21 protein-coding genes are annotated in these 18,767 nt (G+C 57.3%); 12 read left to right on the forward strand and 9 right to left on the reverse strand.

What is annotated here, in order from left to right; genetic code table 11:
- Position 1: 1 nt before the first annotated feature.
- Positions 2-754: a haloacid dehalogenase type II gene (locus tag EV561_RS26485; RefSeq protein WP_165927915.1), complete on the forward strand. Its 753-nt coding sequence runs from the start codon at positions 2-4 to the stop codon at positions 752-754.
- Complete coding sequence (locus EV561_RS26490) at positions 754-1,167, forward strand: hypothetical protein (protein ID WP_132526113.1); 414 nt, start codon at positions 754-756, stop codon at positions 1,165-1,167. The genes EV561_RS26485 and EV561_RS26490 overlap by 1 nt, the downstream gene beginning before the upstream one ends.
- A gap of 78 nt (positions 1,168-1,245) precedes the next feature.
- On the opposite strand, the gene EV561_RS26495 is transcribed toward EV561_RS26490, so the two are convergent.
- From EV561_RS26495 to msrP, 4 genes are read right to left on the reverse strand one after another with little or no spacing between them, the layout of a single operon-like run.
- Complete coding sequence (locus tag EV561_RS26495) at positions 1,246-2,079, reverse strand: hypothetical protein (RefSeq protein WP_132526115.1); 834 nt, start codon at positions 2,077-2,079, stop codon at positions 1,246-1,248.
- A gap of 20 nt (positions 2,080-2,099) precedes the next feature.
- Positions 2,100-2,903 carry a DUF1223 domain-containing protein gene (locus EV561_RS26500; protein ID WP_132526117.1) on the reverse strand — a complete coding sequence of 268 codons (804 nt, stop codon included), beginning with the start codon at positions 2,901-2,903 and terminating at the stop codon, positions 2,100-2,102.
- Positions 2,904-2,920: 17 nt separating this feature from the next.
- Positions 2,921-3,577 carry a protein-methionine-sulfoxide reductase heme-binding subunit MsrQ gene (gene msrQ, locus EV561_RS26505; protein WP_132526119.1) on the reverse strand — a complete coding sequence of 219 codons (657 nt, stop codon included), beginning with the start codon at positions 3,575-3,577 and terminating at the stop codon, positions 2,921-2,923.
- The gene (gene msrP / locus EV561_RS26510) at positions 3,577-4,518 is read right to left on the reverse strand and encodes a protein-methionine-sulfoxide reductase catalytic subunit MsrP (RefSeq protein WP_132526121.1); all 942 of its coding nucleotides are present in this window, start codon (positions 4,516-4,518) and stop codon (positions 3,577-3,579) included. The genes msrQ and msrP overlap by 1 nt, the downstream gene beginning before the upstream one ends.
- A gap of 229 nt (positions 4,519-4,747) precedes the next feature.
- Between msrP and EV561_RS26515 the strand changes: the two genes are divergently transcribed.
- From EV561_RS26515 to EV561_RS26525, 3 genes are all read left to right on the forward strand, one after another.
- Positions 4,748-5,401 carry a peroxiredoxin-like family protein gene (locus tag EV561_RS26515; RefSeq protein ID WP_132526123.1) on the forward strand — a complete coding sequence of 218 codons (654 nt, stop codon included), beginning with the start codon at positions 4,748-4,750 and terminating at the stop codon, positions 5,399-5,401.
- Positions 5,402-5,475: 74 nt separating this feature from the next.
- Complete coding sequence (locus tag EV561_RS26520) at positions 5,476-6,180, forward strand: glutathione S-transferase C-terminal domain-containing protein (RefSeq protein ID WP_132526125.1); 705 nt, start codon at positions 5,476-5,478, stop codon at positions 6,178-6,180.
- Positions 6,181-6,436: 256 nt separating this feature from the next.
- Positions 6,437-8,086: an EAL domain-containing protein gene (locus tag EV561_RS26525; protein WP_132526127.1), complete on the forward strand. Its 1,650-nt coding sequence runs from the start codon at positions 6,437-6,439 to the stop codon at positions 8,084-8,086.
- Here EV561_RS26525 and EV561_RS26530 read toward each other — a convergent pair.
- On the reverse strand, positions 8,076-8,768 hold the full coding sequence (locus EV561_RS26530; protein ID WP_132526129.1) for a DUF1223 domain-containing protein: 693 nt from the start codon (positions 8,766-8,768) through the stop codon (positions 8,076-8,078). The two genes, EV561_RS26525 and EV561_RS26530, sit on opposite strands and share 11 nt — an antisense overlap.
- 204 nt (positions 8,769-8,972) lie before the next feature.
- Between EV561_RS26530 and EV561_RS26535 the strand changes: the two genes are divergently transcribed.
- Positions 8,973-9,719, forward strand: a complete 747-nt coding sequence (locus EV561_RS26535; RefSeq protein WP_132526131.1) for an alpha/beta hydrolase — start codon at positions 8,973-8,975, stop codon at positions 9,717-9,719.
- 51 nt (positions 9,720-9,770) lie between these two features.
- Here EV561_RS26535 and EV561_RS26540 read toward each other — a convergent pair whose 3' ends face one another.
- The 3 genes from EV561_RS26540 to EV561_RS26550 are packed head-to-tail and all read right to left on the reverse strand — an operon-like array spanning position 9,771 to position 11,590.
- A complete protein-coding gene (locus EV561_RS26540) occupies positions 9,771-10,073 on the reverse strand; it encodes an antibiotic biosynthesis monooxygenase (RefSeq protein WP_132526133.1) in 303 nt (100 codons plus the stop codon).
- Between the two features lie 15 nt (positions 10,074-10,088).
- Positions 10,089-10,895 (reverse strand): SDR family NAD(P)-dependent oxidoreductase, encoded by an 807-nt coding sequence (locus EV561_RS26545; RefSeq protein WP_132526135.1) that lies wholly within the window; start codon positions 10,893-10,895, stop codon positions 10,089-10,091.
- A 35-nt stretch (positions 10,896-10,930) separates the two neighbouring features.
- Complete coding sequence (locus EV561_RS26550) at positions 10,931-11,590, reverse strand: peroxiredoxin-like family protein (protein WP_245512945.1); 660 nt, start codon at positions 11,588-11,590, stop codon at positions 10,931-10,933.
- 154 nt (positions 11,591-11,744) lie between these two features.
- On the opposite strand from EV561_RS26550, the gene EV561_RS26555 reads away from it, so the two are divergent.
- From EV561_RS26555 to EV561_RS26575, 5 genes are all read left to right on the forward strand, one after another.
- The gene (locus EV561_RS26555) at positions 11,745-12,359 is read left to right on the forward strand and encodes a TetR/AcrR family transcriptional regulator (RefSeq protein ID WP_132526202.1); all 615 of its coding nucleotides are present in this window, start codon (positions 11,745-11,747) and stop codon (positions 12,357-12,359) included.
- 109 nt (positions 12,360-12,468) lie between these two features.
- Positions 12,469-13,026, forward strand: a complete 558-nt coding sequence (locus EV561_RS26560; protein ID WP_132526137.1) for a sigma-70 family RNA polymerase sigma factor — start codon at positions 12,469-12,471, stop codon at positions 13,024-13,026.
- A complete protein-coding gene (locus EV561_RS26565) occupies positions 13,023-13,658 on the forward strand; it encodes an NrsF family protein (protein WP_132526139.1) in 636 nt (211 codons plus the stop codon). The genes EV561_RS26560 and EV561_RS26565 overlap by 4 nt, the downstream gene beginning before the upstream one ends.
- 583 nt (positions 13,659-14,241) lie before the next feature.
- Entirely contained in the window at positions 14,242-15,564 is a 1,323-nt protein-coding gene (locus tag EV561_RS26570) for an aspartate aminotransferase family protein (protein WP_132526141.1), read from the forward strand.
- 119 nt (positions 15,565-15,683) lie between these two features.
- Positions 15,684-16,319: an NrsF family protein gene (locus EV561_RS26575; RefSeq protein ID WP_132526143.1), complete on the forward strand. Its 636-nt coding sequence runs from the start codon at positions 15,684-15,686 to the stop codon at positions 16,317-16,319.
- A gap of 7 nt (positions 16,320-16,326) precedes the next feature.
- On the opposite strand, the gene EV561_RS38445 is transcribed toward EV561_RS26575, so the two are convergent.
- On the reverse strand, positions 16,327-18,090 hold the full coding sequence (locus EV561_RS38445; protein WP_132526145.1) for a methyl-accepting chemotaxis protein: 1,764 nt from the start codon (positions 18,088-18,090) through the stop codon (positions 16,327-16,329).
- 359 nt (positions 18,091-18,449) lie between these two features.
- Between EV561_RS38445 and EV561_RS26585 the strand changes: the two genes are divergently transcribed.
- Positions 18,450-18,755 (forward strand): DUF2282 domain-containing protein, encoded by a 306-nt coding sequence (locus tag EV561_RS26585; protein ID WP_132526147.1) that lies wholly within the window; start codon positions 18,450-18,452, stop codon positions 18,753-18,755.
- Positions 18,756-18,767: the final 12 nt, after the last annotated feature.

The following is an 18,767-nucleotide window of genomic DNA, read 5'->3' on the forward strand; positions in this document are numbered from 1 at the left end:
GGTGCAACAAGAAATCAAAGCTTTCGTCTTCGATGCGTACGGCACGCTTTACGACGTCCAGTCGGTCGAGCAAGTTGTAGAGGCTGCCTTTCCGAGCTACGGGAGCCTGATCACGGCCATCTGGCGAATAAAGCAGCTTGAATATACCTGGCTGACATCGCTGATGGGCAGATACGAGGACTTTTGGAGCCTGACGAAGCGTGCCCTTGATTACACGCTGCGGTCGCTTCATCTGGATGCAGATGTACAACGTGTCGAGCAAACCGCCGCCGCCTATCTCAGTCTCCGACCTTATGACGACGCACGAGATTGCCTGGAACGCTTGGCGCCGCAGAGGCTTGCAATTCTCTCTAACGGCAGCCCTGCGATGCTCTCCAATCTGGTGAAGAACTCCAGCTTCGAGGGATTTTTCGATCGCATTTTGAGCGTCGACAGCAGACGAGTGTTCAAACCGGCCAAAGACGCCTACGCCTTGGTGGAGCAAGAGCTTGGCGTGAGCCCCAAGGAGGTTGTCTTCGTGTCGTCGAATGGCTTTGATATTTGCGGCGCGAAGAATTTCGGCTTCACGGTCGTGCGCGTTGCGCGTTCGACCGATCGATTCAGGGATGATCTCCCTTTGAAGGTCGATGAGCGTGCACTGTTCGATCTCCTGCGTGGTCAGGAGGCTGAAACGCTCGATCAGGTGGCAGATGTGACGGTGCGTTCGTTGGCCGAGATCCCCGGGCTGTTCGGCGATCGGGGGCGAAACGTCTGATGTATCTCTATGTCAAGGCCATTCATCTCTTTGCCGTCATCCTCTTCATTGCAGGGATACTTGCCACGGCATTTGCTTTGCGCATAGTGACGTCGATGCCGCAAGACACAGGCGCCCGCCGGTTCGGGGAAATCGTTCTCCAGTGGGACGGGATGGTCACGACCCCGGCGCTTGCCGTGATCTGGGTTGCAGGCTTCACGATGGCTTTCGGTGCCGGTTGGAGCACGTCGCTCTGGCTTCTGTTGAAGTTGGTTCCAGCAGCGTTCCTGACCGGTCTACACGGCGTCCAAGGGATCGTTTTGAAGCGTCAGCTCCAGGCGGTGTATCCGACCGCGCTGATCACCTGGGCGCCGCTTGCGATCCTTCTCGCCTTTGCAGCGATCGACTGGCTGGCCGTCACCAAACCTTTCTGATGTGATCCAGCAGTCATTTCTGATCGGCGCCTGTTCGCAATCGCAAGGTCAAGGACGTGTACGACGGATTCTGATAGCTCAAAAACGTGAGGGCACCGACGCCGCGCGAAAGGCCCATCTACCGTGATCTTGGTTCGATCTCATCTCGATACCTGGATCGGCGGCCATCCTGCACAGCTGGTGGGCCATGGCAGGGCTGACGAGCAACCCGTCGAACGCACCCGACCGAAGAACAGATAGCCGTTCCTCTTGCCAGACCAGTGGTTCAGATGTCGCGCCCCTTTCCTCGAGTGCGATCGGGAAGAACAGCTCGACAGCTTTCCTCGCCTCTTCTGGGGTTAGGCTTCTGAGCCATGTGGTGGTGCAGCCATCAACGGTCGAGGATATGCTCGCTAGCCGTGTGACCGAGGGCGTCGAGCGAATGATTGCATCCCTCTGCAGGACCACGACCTTTGTTCCACGCACGACCGTTGCGCGGTCCTCCAGGGCTGCAAGCCGCCCTTCGTGGCCATCCAGGAATATGACCTCGTTTCGCGGTCCGAGATCAATCGCGTCGGACTGCCCGCCCGCCGATGTGACAGCGTTTACTGCCTCGGCAAAGTTCATCTCGACAGGTATTCTATCGCTGTCGGACCGCAATACCCTCTCGGCCAATTGCAAGAACAGGTAATCTTTTAATGTCGTCTTTCCGGCCCCTGTCTCGCCCAAGATCCGCAGCATGTATTTCCTGTCGTCCGAGAGCCATTCCTGAAATATCGTCTCCAGCGCTCGACCATCAGAGGCATGGCGTGGAATGAACCAGTCCTGGAATCTCCTTTGCTTTTTCGCATCGACAAAAAGCCCGAGACGCCGATGGCTTTCCGTTAGGGACGCCTCTGCGGCATGGGCAACGGCTGTCAGATTGGTATCCATTGCTCCGACCTGCCTCGGCGTTAGTGGAACGCCGCAGTGAGGCGGGCGGGCTGATCTTGTAAGGTGGTCGCCGCTAGGATTGGCCCGCCGTTCCCCGTCTGAATGAGGATAGCCTGCTTCCAAGATCCTGCTTCTGGCACCTCGAAGGACAAAGTTTCGCCGGACCAACGGCCAAGCAACGCAAGTGAACGGACGAGCCCCGCGTTCCCAATGGTGCGCCCGATGTTGCGGCCACCACCGACAACGATATTTTCGATATTCGGCGAATAGCCGACCAGCCAAATATCGGCTCCCTCAAAAGGAGCAGTTCCCTTTCCCACAGTGACGCGGCTTCCCTCGATCGTCGCGGTGCAGGGAGGTTTCAAAATGTTGTGGTCGATGAGCGCTGAGAGCTCAGCTGAATTCGTGCCCGTGGAAGTGGCGCGGCCGTTGATAATGATTTGCGGCGCACCTGGGACCAGAGGACCGAGACGCGCATCATAGGCGACTTGTCTGTCGGTGAAAGCGGGCTGAGCGTTATGGTCGGTCCAGCCCTCCTCGTCGAAATAGGTTATAGGGAATGTCAGGGTTAGGATGTTGGGGTCTTGGCTGAGTTTGTTCAGATTCTCGTCAGCTGCCAGGCAGTCCGCACATCCCTCCGCCGTAAACAATTCCGTTACAGCCTTGGGTCCGCCAGCAGCACAGGGAACCGGAGACAGGGTCAGAACAGTACACACCACAGACAGACCGATGCGTAGATTGCCCATATCGAAAGCCTCATTAAGGAAGGATTGGCGGTCACATTCGTCAGCTGCCGGGGTCAGCGCCAACAGCTGAGCTGCCATGTGTTGAAAGCAAAATCTCAGCCCGCGAAGGACCGCGAAGGCCCAGCCGCTCGCTTCGCCGCCCGGCGGCGCTCCATCATGATTGGCCGATAGGAGCGGTAGAGGATCATCGCGATCAGCAGGGTCATGTAGACGATCTGCTCGACCGACAGGACCTTGGTCGACAGCGCGAAATGCACCGTGCCGAGTGCGGCGACGATATAAACCAGCCGGTGCAGCCGGATCCAGTTCTTGCCCATCCGGCGGATCGAGAGCTGGTTGGAGGTGACTGCGAGGGCCAGAAGCATGATGAGCGCCGCCATGCCGAACATGATGAAGGGCCGCTTCAGCACGTCATCAAGCACCGCGGCAAGATCCATCGCCTGATCGAGCGCCATGTACACCAGGAAATGCATCAGCGCATAGTAGAAGGTCATGAGCCCGAGCGCCCGGCGATAGCGTATGAGATTCCAGCCGCCGAGATCGCGGATCGGCGTCACCAGCAGCGTCAGGATGAGGAAGCGTACCGTCCAGAGCCCGAGGAAGAGCTCGAAGGTCTTGACCGGGTCGGCGCCGAGATTGTCGCTTGCACCGAGATAGAATTCCCAGACGGCCGGAATGAAGGCGACGACATAGAGCAGCCAGACCGAGGCCGGTTGCCAGCGCTTGGGGAGGGCGAGGGAAAGGCCGGCCATCAGAAGTTCTTTCGCAGGTCCATGCCCGCATAAAGGCTCGCCACCTGATCGGCATAGCCGTTGAAGGGCAGGGTGGGATGGCGCTTGGCGCCGAAGAAACCGCTCTCGCCGATGCGTCGCTCGCTCGCCTGGCTCCACCGCGGATGATCGACGGCGGGATTGACGTTGGCGTAGAAGCCGTATTCGTCCGAATTCGTCGCCTGCCAGGTGTTAAGCGGCTGCTTGTCCGTCAGTGAGATGCGCACGATCGACTTGATGCCCTTGAAGCCGTATTTCCACGGCACGACAAGGCGCACCGGTGCACCGTTCTGGTTCGGCAGGGTCTCGCCGTAGAGACCGACGGCCAGCAAGGTCAGCGGGTTCATGGCTTCGTCGAGCCGCAGCCCCTCGATGTAAGGCCAATTCAGCGACTGCAGCAGGCCGGACTGGCCCGGCATTTCCGAGGGACGCACGACTGTCTCGAATTCTACATATTTGGCACTGCCCATCGGCTCGACCTTTTTCAGGAGCGAGGCCAGAGGGAAGCCGTCCCAGGGGATGACCATCGACCAGGCTTCGACACAGCGCATGCGATAGACGCGCTCTTCGGGCGGAAATTCCTTGATCAGTGCATCGATGTCGAATGTGCCGGGATTGCCGACCATGCCATCAACCTTTATCGTCCACGGCCGGGGCTTGAAGTTGCCAGACAATGCTGCCGGATCACCCTTGTCGAGGCCGAACTCGTAGAAATTATTGTAGGTCGTGACATCCTTGATCGGCGTCAGCGGCTCGTCGACCTTGTAGTTGGTCTTCGTCGCATGCAGCGCTTCGGCATTCGCCGTGCCGGCGAACGAGAATGCGGCACCCACGGAAACGGCCATAAACTCGCGGCGGCGAAGATAGATCGAACGTGGCGTGATCTCCGACGACCCGATCTTAGGTGGATGGTAGAACAACATTCAATCAAACTCCCTGGCCAAGACGATATCTCTTCGTCTCTACGCAACCAAGCCCGCCTTCGTTACATCGAGCTCGTAAAAATTTGAGCGAGAAGATCGGGTCGCGATCGCCCCCTCCATTGCAAATTTGGCTTTAACTCGAATCTGAATCGTTCTCGGCTTGAATTCTAAAACAAACGAATTAAAACCCTGTAAATGACGGAAAACAGGGAGGCTCCGGGCGGACGTTATGGGATTGCAGCAGACACTGACGGCTTTCAAGGAAGAGTTTGCGCGTACGGCGCCAGAAGGACGCGTGGCGCTGTACGAGTCAAAAATCGCGGAGCTGCGAGCGAGCTCTTTTTTTGATGGAGCTGTCCGAATAGGCGAAAGGGTGCCCGATTTCCGCCTGTCGGGTGCAAAGGGAAACTTTGTTTCGCTACAAGATGAAGTTGGCTTCGGCCCTGTCGTTATCACCTTTTATCGCGGTGGGTGGTGCCCGTACTGCAATATACAGCTGAAGGCATATCAAGAGATCCTGCCGGCGATCCAGTCGTATGGTGCCAAACTCATCGCCATCTCTCCCGAACTCCCCGACCAGTCTGTGACTACGGCCGAAAAGAATGCCCTGGCATTCGATGTCCTAAGCGATCCCGGCAACAAAGTTGCAAGGACCTTCGGAATCGTCTTCACCTTGCCGGACGAATTGCGTGCTGCGATGACTGCCAATGGCAAGGCGCTGCCCGGTATCAATGGCGATGAAAGCTGGGAACTTCCTGTTCCGGCGACCTTCGTTGTTGATAGAAATGCCATCGCTACTCTCGCCCATTTCGACGTTGATTACCGCAACAGGCTCGAGCCTGACGAGATTCTCGCCGCGCTCAAATCGCTTTCGTCTCAATAATCTTGGCCACTTCAGCGGCGTCGAACCGCTGAGGAGATAGATTTGCGATTCACCCACCTGCTTTGGAGGACCATATGATCCGATTTTACTTTCATCCGACACCCAATCCCGCCAAGGTCGCGCTGTTTCTTGAAGAGGCGGGCCTCGCATACGAAACCATCCCCGTCGATACCAGTAAGGGGGAGCAGCATATGCCAGCCTTCCGTTCGATCAATCCAAACGGCAAGGTTCCCGCAATCGTCGACACAGACGGGCCCGCAGGGAGAGAGACGAGGGTTTTCGATTCCACCGCAATCCTCATCTATCTCGCAGAGCAGACCGGCAAGTTTCTGAGCTCGCCTGAAGATCGGCCTGAGCTTCTCTCCTGGCTGATGTTTCTCGCCTCCGGCCTGGGGCCGTTCTCAGGCCAGGCTGTCCATTTCCAGCATGCTGCTCCCGAAGGGCTTGACTACGCCGTCAACCGTTATCGCCGTGAGGCCGAACGTCACTATCAGGTCTTGAACGACCATCTGGACGGGCGATCCTTCATCGTTGGCGACAGCTATACGATTGCAGATATTTCGGCATGGGGATGGCTGGACCGGGCTTCGCGGGTGCTGAAGGGCGCGGAAGAGCCGTTCGGGGCCTATCCCAATCTGAAGCGGCTGTTTGAGATGGTCGACGCGCGTCCGGCAGCGGCTCGCGCCCGCGAAGTCGGAAAGGATCATGCGTTCAAGCGGATCAACGACGAGGAGACCAAGAGAGCGCTCTTCCCGTCGAATTACCCTCCGACAGCATGAGCGACAAGCAGTAAACCTTGTCTAATGTTAACGAGGAAGCGGGGCGTAAGGCCGCGGCATCTACCTCGATGTGAAGATCTTTAACAAAATCGCCTGTATGCTCGTCTGGCAACCGGTTCTAGCCAAAGTAGGGAAATTTTAGAACATACGTCATAAAATGGCCGCGTGGTGTGTTGCCTCTGCTGAGTTTGCAGGACGCATCATCAAGTGTTTGTTTTCAACACCGCACATCCAATCGGGGAATCGGGAAGCGTAGATGGAGAGGAATACGCGTCAGGATCCATATGGACTGAAGCGCCCGCGCTCACAAAATGGTATCGCAAGCCTCGATAATAATCTTGCTCGGTTCGTACTCGGATTTGCAATCATCTTTGCCTTCGCGGCCTTGGGCCAGTTCGTTGTTTGGCAGTATCAGCGTCAAAGCGAACTTCAAGAAGCCGCTATGCTCAGCGATCAATTGCTCCGACGTGTCGAGCTTTCGGCAGATTATGCTGTGATCGCCCTTGGCGATCTTCTAGAGAATGAGCACTACGCGTGTTCCGGTGACCAAGAGGTCGAGTTCGGCGATTTCATCAAAAGCAAGGGAGCAGTGAAGGATGTCGCGATCATAGACAACAAGGGAAACGTCCAATGTTCCGGCGCCGGCAACATTGGACGGCCTTCGGTCGCCACCTTTATTCCCTCACCGTGGTACCCAGCCCGGAACCCAGACATGTTTCTTTCGGCGGGCCCAAAAGAAAGTGGGAATGTCTTTGCATTGCTCTGGCGCGTAACGCCCGAGCAACGATTTTTGATAGTCTTGAATGTCGACACTCTGCTGTTCGACGTCTTTCCATCAAAGTGGCGCGATAATGCGGAGGCGGCGATTAGGATCGGGACGGAGGAAGCGGTAGCGCGGCGCAATCCCACGATGCTTGCGGGATATCAAGCAAAAAGTTTTGAGGCCCGATCTGACCGCTATCCGCTAGAAGTCCATTTAGAGATAGCAGACAGCCTTTTCCCTACTTGGCGCAGCTATCGGGCGGCGCCGGGTGCTCTCCTCGGTGCTGCATTCGGCGTTATGGTTTTTGCCATCAGTTTGCTCATGATCAATCGACGGTACGGCCCGGCACTTTCCCTGCAGCGCGCTATTCGCCACGGCGAGATCCAGCCCTTTTTTCAGCCGGTCTTCAAGTTGTCATCCGGGGAAATCATCGGATGCGAAGTTCTGGTTCGGTGGACCAAGAACGGGAAAGGAAGACATACGCCTGACAGCTTTATTCCGCAGGCTGAGGCGGACGGTACAATCGTCGCATTGACGGACTATCTCCTAAGCGATGCGCTTGGAAAGTTATCCGCTGTGCTGACGGCTCGACCAGACTTTACAATCGCTTTCAACATTGCGCCGCATCATTTCCAGCAGGACTGGTTTGTTGACCAACTCGTTGAGCATTTGGCTCCAAACGGTGTCCGGGCTCGACAAGTCATACTCGAGCTGACAGAGCGCCAGGCTTTTGTCGAACCTCATCTGGCCAGAAAGGCTGTCCTGCGTGCACAGGCTGCTGGCTTTCTGGTAGCGCTGGACGATACAGGAGTGGGTCAGAACGGCTTGGCCAATGTGCAGGAGTTGGGAAGCGACCCTATCAAGATCGATAAAAAATTCGTCGATCTGGTGGGCATTGACGACACTGCAACCGCAATCGTCACGATGCTAGTCGGCCTAGCTCGAAGGTTGGGGGCGTCCACTATTGCCGAAGGGATAGAAAGTGAACGCCAGGTGCTTGCCCTACTCAGATGTGGGGTCGACCAGGGGCAAGGGTACCTTGTTGGTAGACCGGTTCCAGTCGAGGAATTTTTAGGCCAGCTACATGCCAATGTCCAAACACACGCCGGGGCAAACTCGCGCGCTATCGCAATTAATCAGTAATCGACGCGATGATTTTTCCTCCGTTGGCGCGTTGCACCAGCACGGCTGTCTTTAAACCGATTTCTGGCTTCGGGAGTGTAAAGGACGCTTTACTGCCATCCCATGCTCCGATCCTGTCAAGCCGACGAACAACATGCGTATGCTGAAGCGTGGCACCGCCATTTTCTCCTCGCGCCACCGGCACCGCCTCGACCCGGGGATCGTAGCGCACCAGCCAGACATCGGCATTGCCGGCGCCTGCACCCACTTCGATCCGGTCTTGGTTGAAGGCAAGCGCCGGGCCTTCTAACGGAGACGCTTCGGCAAGCAGGGATTCGATCTCTAGCAGGCTGTTTCCGACAACCGTGGCCGAACCATTGACGACCATTTGCGGCGTATAAGGGCCGGGCTGCCTCAGGGCGGGTTCATAGGTGACCTGGCGCTCGGTGAACTCAGGCTTTCCATAGGTGTCCTTCCAGCCAAGATAATCCCAGTAGGTCACTGAGAAGCTCAGCGCCAGAACATCCTTCCGATTACTGATCTTGATTAGATTGGCATTGGCCGGAGGGCAAGACGAGCAGCCCTGACTGGTGAACAATTCGATGACCGTTGGCTGCCGGTCTGCTGCCGCCACGGGTATCGCAGCAGCTGCTGCCGATGAAGAAAGAAGCATCAGGCTACCGATCCTGCCGAGATTATTCATGGTTGGACTCCCATCGCGGCCGCGCCGGACGATCCGAGCGGTTGACAGAAGTTCGCCCGAAGAATGAGCAATGTTACACGCTCACGTCTTAGTGATCAGATGGCTATGCAGCATAACGTTTCTGCGATCGGAAGATGATGATGTAACAGCAGATGATCGGCGCGCGTATTGGAGACGATTGCAACCGATGTCCGAGGAAAAATCATGAACACGCTTCACCGCGTACTCGTTGCCGCAGCCCTGGCTCTTGGTCCAACCTTGGCTGCTCCGGCGTTTGCCCAACCGGTCTCGTTCGATGCAAAGGACGGTGTCAAAATTTATGGAGACTTCCGTCAGGCCGAGGGCAGTTCGCGTGCAACGATTCTCCTGTTTCACATGGCCGGTTCGAACAAGAGCGAATATGCGCCTTTGGCGCCCATTCTCAACAATGCCGGATTCAGCACCCTGGCTATCGACCAACGCTCAGGCGGCAATCTCTGGGGTGACGTCAACAAAACCGCTGCAAAGGCCAAAGTCAGTTCAGATTTCGCCGACACAATTCCGGATCTTGAGGCCGCCGTTGCCTATGGCAGCCTGCAAAACGGCGGCCCAATTATCGTTTGGGGCTCGAGCTATTCGTCAGCACTCGTGTTCGTTGTCGCTGCTCGTCACCCGGAGGTGAAAGCGCTGCTCGCCTTTTCGCCGGCGGAATATATCCAGGGCTATTCGATCGAGAAGGAAGCCGCCAAGCTTTCGATTCCCGTCTTCATCACTTCGGCCCCCGACGGCGGCGAGATATCGAGCGGCGAAGCGCTGGCCAAAGCGGTACCCGATCACAGGGCGGTTCAATATATCCCGAAGGACGGCGTGCACGGATCCTCGACGCTACGGACCGACGAGGATCCGCAAGGTGCCTCAGAAAACTGGAAGCACGTCATCGCGTTTCTCGACAGCGCCTTTCCGCGGACCTGACGTCACGGTCTGCCAGAGCCAGCCGAAGGCGCCGGCTCTGGCACGGTCGTTTCAGCCCGGAAGGTGATCGGCCAATACGTCAGGCTGCCTTATTTCCAGCGGGCCCTCGAAGAGCTCGTCATATTTTGCCATCAGCGCTGCTGCGATCTGACCTTGGAGATGAGCCTGCCGTCCCTCTTCCCCTTCAAAGGCATCAAAGATGCCGAAGGTCGATGCATCGAAGCGAACTGCAAACCATGCGACCGTCAATGGTTCCTGCTGCGCCAGCGCCTGTGCGCTCTTAAGGAAGGCGGCGACCTCTTCCTCTTTCCCGGACTTGGCTTTCAATTGAACAAACAATGCAACCCTTGTCATGACCATTTCCTCTTTTTAGAGCGCCGAATGGCCACTCACGGCCTCTTCGAGTGCTGATTTCATCGTCAGGAATCGTTCGTCAACCGCAGCTGGATTGTCGCGATTGGCCGCAATCATCTTGGCACGTGCCTCCCCGCCGCGGATGACTTCGAAGACGTCAGTCTCGATGCCTTCGACCAAGGCGTCCGCCACGGCGCGTGCCGGCTCTCTTGTGAAACCGAGCTCAGGACCGGCCTTGGAGGACTGCATCATAGGCGTATCTGTTGCCCCGGGATAAAGCGTCAATACGTGGATGCCTTCGTCTTTCAATTCGCGGCGCAGCGCCTCGCCGAAGCGTGAAAGACCTGCCTTTACCGCGGCGTAGGTCGTATAGAACGGCGCGCCGATGAGCGCGATACCTGACGTCACGTTGACAACCAACGCATCGCCCGACGCTCGCAAGTGAGGCAAGGCTGTCTGCGTCAGGAGGATCGGAGCAACAAGGTCGACCTCGACCATTGTCCTTATTTCCTCCTCAGTCGTCTTCTCCAGGCGTCCTGCGCGAACGCCGCCGGCATTGTTCACAAGGATGTCCAGCCCGCCGAGAATCTTCATTGTCTCGTCAAGCGACAAGGCTCGACCTTGCGCCGTCGCGACGTCAGCACAAAAGCCGGATGCTGGCAGACCACCCACTTGAAGATCCTTCACCGCCCGGGCAAGCCGTTCGGCGTTTCGTCCTGTAACAACGACACGCGCGCCCTTGGCAAGCAAAGCATGCGCGATGGCGAATCCGATACCACTGGATCCACCTGTGACGAGAGCACGTTTTCCTTCCAGATTCATCACTTGACCTCGCTTAGATTATTTTTCGGTTTGGCTCACGCAGCCCAGGAAGGCCGGAGTGCATCGACAATCGCTTCCGGGGCCAGCCGGTTGCGGTAGTCCGATTCCGCATGAACAAGCTGGGCACGGCCGTTACTACCGATCACGAACGTAGCTGGTATCGGCAGTTCCCAACTGTTATCGCCATTGATAGCAGCCAAATCGACACCAAAAGAGGAATACGCAGCTTTGAGATCGTCGGGGAGTTTGTAGACGAGGCCGAATTTCCGGGCGACCGCGTTGCCTTCATCGCTGAGGACGTCGAACGTCAAATTGTTCTTCTCGGTCATCGAGAGCGAGCCATCTGGCAACTGGGGCGATATCGCAACCAGACAGCCACCAGCCTCGGCAATAGCGGGAAGGGCCCGTTCGTACGCCGCAAGCTGGATGTTGCAATACGGGCACCAGGCGCCGCGATAGAAGGTCAGGACCACCGGTCCACCGGCGAGCGTCTCCAGCAGCGAGACTGCTTCACCCGAGGCGCCAGGCAGGGAAAATTCTGGAACCAGATCACCAGGCTTTGGAACGCGATCGAAGGGAAAGGCTGCGGTCAGTTCTTCGATCTTCGAATTCAAAAACGCTGCGGCACCTGCAGGCGCGTTTGCTTCGAACTTTGCATTGAAATCAGCCAGCTCGTGCTCAAGGCTCATTGTCATTCATCCCTCTTCATGTTTGGACACGCGACCGCAATCGGAAACGCGCGCATCCGTGGTCGGCACCCGATTGCGTTTTAAATCAATCGTTATAAAATGTATCCCGCAAACTTCCGGTTATGCTGGAGGCGAGATCAAATTTTTGAGAGTTGATTCCATGGCCCGGCCGAGAGAATTCGATGAAGAAAAAGTATTGACGTTGGCTGTCGAGCAATTCTGGGAACGAGGATACGAGGCAACTTCGATCAGAGATCTCGCCCAGGCCATGGGGCTGACGACCGCGAGCGTCTATAACGCCTTCGGAGACAAGCGCGCTGTCTATCGCCGTGCTTTGGATTTCTATATCGAGCGCAGCTTCGGTGATCGTGTCGGACGGTTCGAATCGAAGCCGCCGCTGCCCGCGGTCAAAGCGTTTTTCGATGAAATCATCGAGCGATCACTCGGCGACGTCAAACGCAAGGGCTGCATGTTGGTGAATTCTGCGCTCGAGGTGGCGCCGCACGACGAAGAGTTCCAAAGGGTCGTGGCGGAGGTGCTGGTGCAGGTGGAGGGCTTTTTCCTACGCTGCGTACGAAGGGGCCAGGAGGATGGCACGATAAGCGACCGGCAAAACGCGTCTGATCTTGCTGGAACGCTTCTGAGTACGTTGCTTGGCATCCGGGTCCTTGCGCGCACGCGACCCGAGAGAGACCTGCTTGAGGGTCTCATCAAACCTGTTCTCGGCCTGCTTGAACCTGCTGTGACGACGCGATTGGTATCTGCGGTACCATGAGCACAATCCACTTTGTACAGAATCATATTTCTATGCCTGCAGCCTGTCAAAAAGTACGGCGTCCAGTCTGTAACGATTCTTCTTTTTCTGTCGAAATAGAGTGTATCGGATGAAGAATCCGGCGCGTGAAGAAGAATGGGCTTCCTGGATGCGATCCGCAATCGCGGGCGATGGCAGGGCCTATCAAAAACTGCTGACAGCCGTAACGCCCCATCTGCGTGTGATGGCCCGTAAGCGGTGCGAGCAGTATGGCGCGCCGGCAAGCGAGGCTGAGGACGTGGTACAGGAAGTGTTGCTGGCTTTACATCTTAAACGCGGTACATGGGATCCATCTCGACCTCTGGGTCCGTGGATGGCCGCTCTTGTTCGCAATAAATTGATCGACAGTCTTCGCAGACGAGGTCGGCAAACAAGCATTCCGCTGGAGGATGTCGTCGCGATCCTCGAAAGCGAGGAACGACTGGACGCTGGCGACCGCATGGATGTCGAGCAGATCCTGGCACGTCTCAAGGATCCCCAGCGGACGATCGTACAGTCGATCTCGATCGAAGGTTCGAGCGTTCGCGAAACGGCGGAACGCCTGAAAATGACCGAGGTCGCTGTTCGTGTGGCACTCCATCGGGCCCTGAAAGCCTTATCGGCTCTGTATTCGGAGCAAGCCAGATGAAGACAGATCATCTTATTGAACTGATCGTCCAGGATGCGCCCGTTCGTTTCAAGTTGAGCCATATGCTTCAGCAGGCGACAATCGCCGCGATACTGATCGCCGCGATCGCCTTTTTCTCTGCTATCGGTCTGCGCCCTGATATCGACAGTGCGATGCAAACCGCGCGCTTCCTGTTCAAATTCGTGATCACGATCGCCTTAGCGGCAACCGGCAACGTTGCGATGTTCCGGATCGGCAAACCGGGCGTTCCATTGAGGTTGTCGGCCTGGAGTTTGCTGATCCCGTTGGCCTTGGCGATTGCCGCGGCCATTGTCGAGTTGTTGGTGATGCCACCAGAGACCTGGGGTGCGCGCATGGTCGGGCATAATTCCAGGCTCTGTCTGACGATCATTCCGCTGCTTTCCATGGGGCCACTGGCGTGTTTTCTGCTTGCACTTCGCCATGGTGCTCCGGCACGGCCGGGACTTGCAGGCGCGGTTGCAGGACTGGCTTCGGCCGGGATTGCGGCCACGTTCTATGCCGCGAACTGCAACGATGACAGCCCGCTATTCGTCCTGCTTTGGTATCCGATCGCTATATCAACCGTCGTGGCGACCGGAGCTTTGGTCGGTCGCAGTCTCCTGCGCTGGTAGGTTTATCTATGGGGCTACTATCTGTCTTCCGCGCGGGCGAGGAAGGGCAACGGCGGATAGCCGACATCAAGCAGATTTGCGGGCTGTCGCTTCCAACTGCCGATTTCTTAAGGATTAATGACGGCGACACGAGCAAAGGCAGGAGGGGCTGGGTGGGCACTGCCAGACACGCGCTAAAGGACGCCGTCAGAGGCTGGTCAGCTCGCACGGCGTCAGGACCCGTTGGGGCGAACGAGCACCAAGTGCGCGGCCCTGATACCGATTCGCAAGTCCGAAGCTTGGTGGTCGTTTGCCCAGGACGCACGTCGATCGACCATCGAGGAGAGATCGCAGTTTTTCGGGGTGGACTATCTCCCAGCTCCTGCACGCAAATTCCACCACAGCCGTGATTTTGGGTGAGCCATTCGATTTCCTGACCTGGTTCGAGTTCCCCGAGGAGAGCGCCAGTGAGTTTGAGGACCTCCTCGCCCGTTTGAGCACGACCGACGAGTGGCAATACGTTTAACGGGAAGTGGTGCCCAGGCTTTGCAGGGCCGATCGCCCGAACGCGACCGAAGATGTGTGACTTTATCCGGAGGACGTCATGACAATTAAACATACGAATGAACAATCGCTCTCTAACTTCTGGATGCCGTTTACCGCGAACCGCCAATTCAAGGCAGCTCCCCGAATGCTCGCCGCGGCCAAGGGCATGTTCTTCGAGGATCGTGACGGCCGGAAAATCCTGGACGGGACTGCCGGACTTTGGTGTGTGAACGCCGGACATGGGCGGGAGCCTATCGCTGACGCGGTGCACCGACAGCTTATGGACCTCGACTTTGCTCCTACCTTCCAGATGGGACATCCCATCGCATTCGAGTTTGCGGAACGGCTTGGCAAGATCGCGCCTGCCGGGCTTGATCGGGTGTTCTTCACCAGTTCCGGCTCCGAGTCGGTCGAAACTGCGCTGAAGATTGCAATCGCCTATCAGCGGGCGATAGGGCAGGGAACCAGGACACGTCTGATTGGCCGGGAGCGCGGATATCACGGCGTCGGCTTTGGGGGTCTTTCGGTAGGCGGCATCGTTAACAATCGCCGGGTCTATCCCATGCTTCCCGGGTCGGCCCATCTTCGCCATACACATGACCTTGATCGCAATGCTTTCTCCCTCGGGCAGCCGGAACATGGGGCTGAACTGGCAGATGACCTGGAGCGGCTCGTTGCCTTGCATGGTGCCGAAACCATTGCCGCAGTCATTGTCGAGCCCGTCGCTGGATCGACGGGTGTCCTTATCCCTCCGATCGGATATCTCGAAAGGCTGCAGTCAATCGCCCGCAAGCACGGGATCCTGTTGATCCTCGATGAAGTAATCACGGGGTTTGGCCGCCTCGGCACCCCGTTTGCGACCGAGTATTTCGGCGTTGAACCTGACCTGGTCAGCACGGCGAAAGGTCTGACAAACGGCACCGTGCCCATGGGGGCTGTCTTTGCGAGCCGCAAGGTCCACGATGCTCTGATGACAGGCCCCGAGCAGGTGATCGAACTTTTCCACGGATATACATATTCGGGCCATCCCGTCTCGTGTGCCGCGGGATTGGCAGCGCTCGACATCTACCAGGAGGAGGGGCTGTTACGACGGGCCGCGATAGTCTCGGAAAGGTGGCAGAGCGCGATCCACGGCCTTCGCGACCTGCCAAACGTCATCGACATCAGAACGGTTGGGCTCATCGCAGGCATAGAATTGCAGTCGAGGTCAGGTGAGATTGGCGCGCGCGCGTATGATGCCTTCGTCAAGGCATTCGAGCAGGGCGTACTGATCCGGGTGACTGGTGACATTATCGCGCTCTCCCCACCGTTGATCGTGGAAGACAATCATATCGACGAGATCGTGACCACCTTGAGTCACGTCCTGCGGTCGATCATGTGACGACCCGACAGGGAAAACGGCGAGGCGCTTGATGTGTTGGGGCGAAGTTCTCATATCAGCGGGTGCACTTACATCAATGTGATCCGCGCACGGCGGATCATCGAATAGGGGTTGCCCGGGTGAAAACAGAAGACTTGATAAACTTGATAGCGCAGGACACGCGGCGCCCCATAAATCCTTCTTATATATTGACGAGCGCCGTGGTCATTGGAGCTCTGATTTCGGGTACGGCCTTCTTTTTGACGCTGGGCTTTCGACACGACATTTCCCAGGCGATCGAAACGGTGAGATTTTGCTTCAAGTTCGTCGTCACGCTTTCCCTGTTTGCTGCCGCAGTGACCATGGTGGATTCGGCAATTCGACCAGGCAGGGATCTCGGCAGGCGGCGCTGGTTGCTTCTTGTGGCGCCGCTTTTACTGCTGTCGGCAACCCTTATCGAGTTACTGGTCACGCCACCTAATCTTTGGGTACCCAAGTTGATCGGCCATAATGCTTTGCACTGCCTGACAATCATTCCGACCTTGTCTGCTTTTCCCGGTATCTTTCTCTTTCTCGCCATGCGCCAGGGTGCTCCCGAAAGTCCCGGAGCCGCGGGTGCGCTGGCGGGTCTCGTCTCAGTCGGAATTGCGGCGACCCTTTATGCTTCCAACTGCTTCGATGACAGCCCGCTGTTCGTGGCCACCTGGTATCCGCTTGCAACGCTGATGGTGGTGACCATCGGATATTTCGCAGGCAACCGGTTTTTGCGATGGTAGCAAGGCGCTAGGCCGCCGCAGGACGCCGGTGCTTGAGGCCTATTGCAGCATCTTCACGAGCAATGGAAAACTGCGCCAGGAGGGCATTCAGGTTTTCGGCCTGCTGAGCCAGAGCGCGGCTGGCGTCCGTCGTCTGCTGAACCATCGTCGCATTGTCCTGCGTCGCGCGGTCCATCACGTTGACGGCTGCGTTGATCTCCTGCAGTCCCGTCGACTGTTCGCGAGCGGCCGCTACGATAGCCGTGACATGCTGACTGATCTCGCGCACTTCACCGACGATGTTTTCCAGCGCAACACCGGTTTCATTCACAAGCGATACACCTGAACGAACCTGATTGCTCGACGACGTGATCAGATCCTTGATCTGCTTGGCGGCTCCCGCAGAGCGTTGCGCCAACTCACGCACTTCTTGCGCGACTACGGCAAAGCCCTTGCCGGCTTCGCCTGCGCGCGCAGCCTCGACGCCGGCGTTCAGCGCGAGAAGGTTCGTCTGAAATGCGATATCGTCGATAAGCGAAATAATCCCGGTGATCTCGAGGGAGGACTTCTCGATTGCGTGGATCGTTGCCACGGCTCGGCTCACCACGTTGCCGGATACTTCTGCGCCCACCCGGGTTCGTTCGACGAGTTTCCCCACCTCTTCGGCCCGGCCCGTGGAATCCCTGACGGTGATCGTAATCTGCTCCAGCGCGGCGGCGGTTTGTTCGATCGAGGTCGCCTGCTGCTCGGTCCTTTTCGAAAGATCGTCCGCCGCGTTGCGCATATCCTGAGCCCCAGCATCCATAGCGAGCGCGTTGCGCCCGATCGAACGCAACGTCTCTCGCAATTTGAGCAGCGACTGATTGAAATTCGTCCTTACTAGATCGAGTTCACCAACGAACGCGTCTTGCAATTCGAAGCCAAGATCTCCCGCCGAAAGGCGACCCAATCCATCGGAGAGCGCGTCGACCGCGAACCTGACGTCCGCTGACTCCCGGGATCTCTGCGCTTCGCGACCGGCCCTATCGCGTTCGGAAGCAGCACGACTGGAGGAGGTTTCCTCTTCGAGACGCAAACGCTCGACCGCGTTGTCGCGGAAGATCGCGAGCGCCGATGCCATATGCCCGACCTCATCGAGCCTTGTTAGCCCAGCTATGGGCGATTGGGTATCGCCCAGTGTCAGTGCTTTCATCCGTTTGACCAAGGTTTTGATCGGCCCGGTAATTCCCCTGGATGCGATGAAGAGTGCGGCGGCGAAGGCGGCAAACACCGAGAGCAACAGACCTCCCAAGACAAGCAGGATCGTCTTGTCCGCTTGACGCTCCAACCCAGCACTCTTCTCTATGACCCCGCGCTGCAGATTGCCGCTCCACTCTTGCATATCGGCAAAAAGTTTGTTGCTTGGGCCATCGGCGTCATCCATCGCCTCCCTAGCCCCAGCGTCGTCGTTCTTCGTTGCAAGGGCCATCGCTTTATCGGTCATGCCGTTGACTACGGAGACACGTTGCTCAAGATTGTCGAAATCCGCCTTGGCCCACGGCAGCAGACCTCGAACCTTGGCGATCTCCTGTTTGAGCGTTACTTTCGTCGTCTCGTAGTGGCTCTGCAGGCCCACCTTCGCGATTGCGTCAGGCGTCAGTCCAATCGCCCGGTAGATATCATTGATTGTTGCGATTAGATTGGCCCGGATCTGCGGCATCTCGGCGTTGACACCATTTTCGCGCAGGATGAAGTCCGAATATTCCATACTGGCCCGGTTGTATTCCACTGCCATGAACCCCGTGCCGATCAATGCGATCGCAGAGATCGCAACGAGAGGGGACAGAATTTTTAATCGAATGCTTGCGTTCTGGAGAAAGGGCACGTTGGCGATCCGTTCACTGTGTAGGCTCTTGAAACCCAGGTTCCCACGCCTCAATGTGGTCCCAGTCGTCCCGGCGCGCCGCCTAGTCAACGGCAACCGCCTGAAACTGTTTCACTCTGTTGCCCGAATCCTGAAAATTTGAATAATTTTGGAACGTTTGTCATAAAAAGAATGATCTTGTTCCAGCAGATCACGAACTAGTGATCCCGGTCTCGGTAACGAAGTGACCGGCGTTTGCGAACTCCATGTGCGCTCAACAAGAGCGTCTATCCAGTATGGAGACTCGCATGTCTGTTAAAACTGCAATTTCATCTGTCGTGCTCGCCAGCGCTGTTACGACCGCCCTTGCGTCGATGGTCAGCGCTGCGCCGCTGACGAAAGCAGAAGCAAGCGCCGCGGTCGCTGCTCACAAGGAGAAGTGCTACGGCGTCGCCCTCAAGGGCCAAAACGATTGCGCCGCTGGTCCGGGCACGACTTGCCAGGGCACCTCGACGGTCGATTTCCAGGGTAATTCCTGGAAGTTCGTTCAAGGCGGCACCTGCACGTCGATCAAGCTGCCGAACGGCAAGCACGGCTCTTTGAAGGCAATCTAACTCACAGCGCAA

The organism is Rhizobium sp. BK376 (assembly GCF_004341625.1).
GTDB lineage: Bacteria > Pseudomonadota > Alphaproteobacteria > Rhizobiales > Rhizobiaceae > Rhizobium.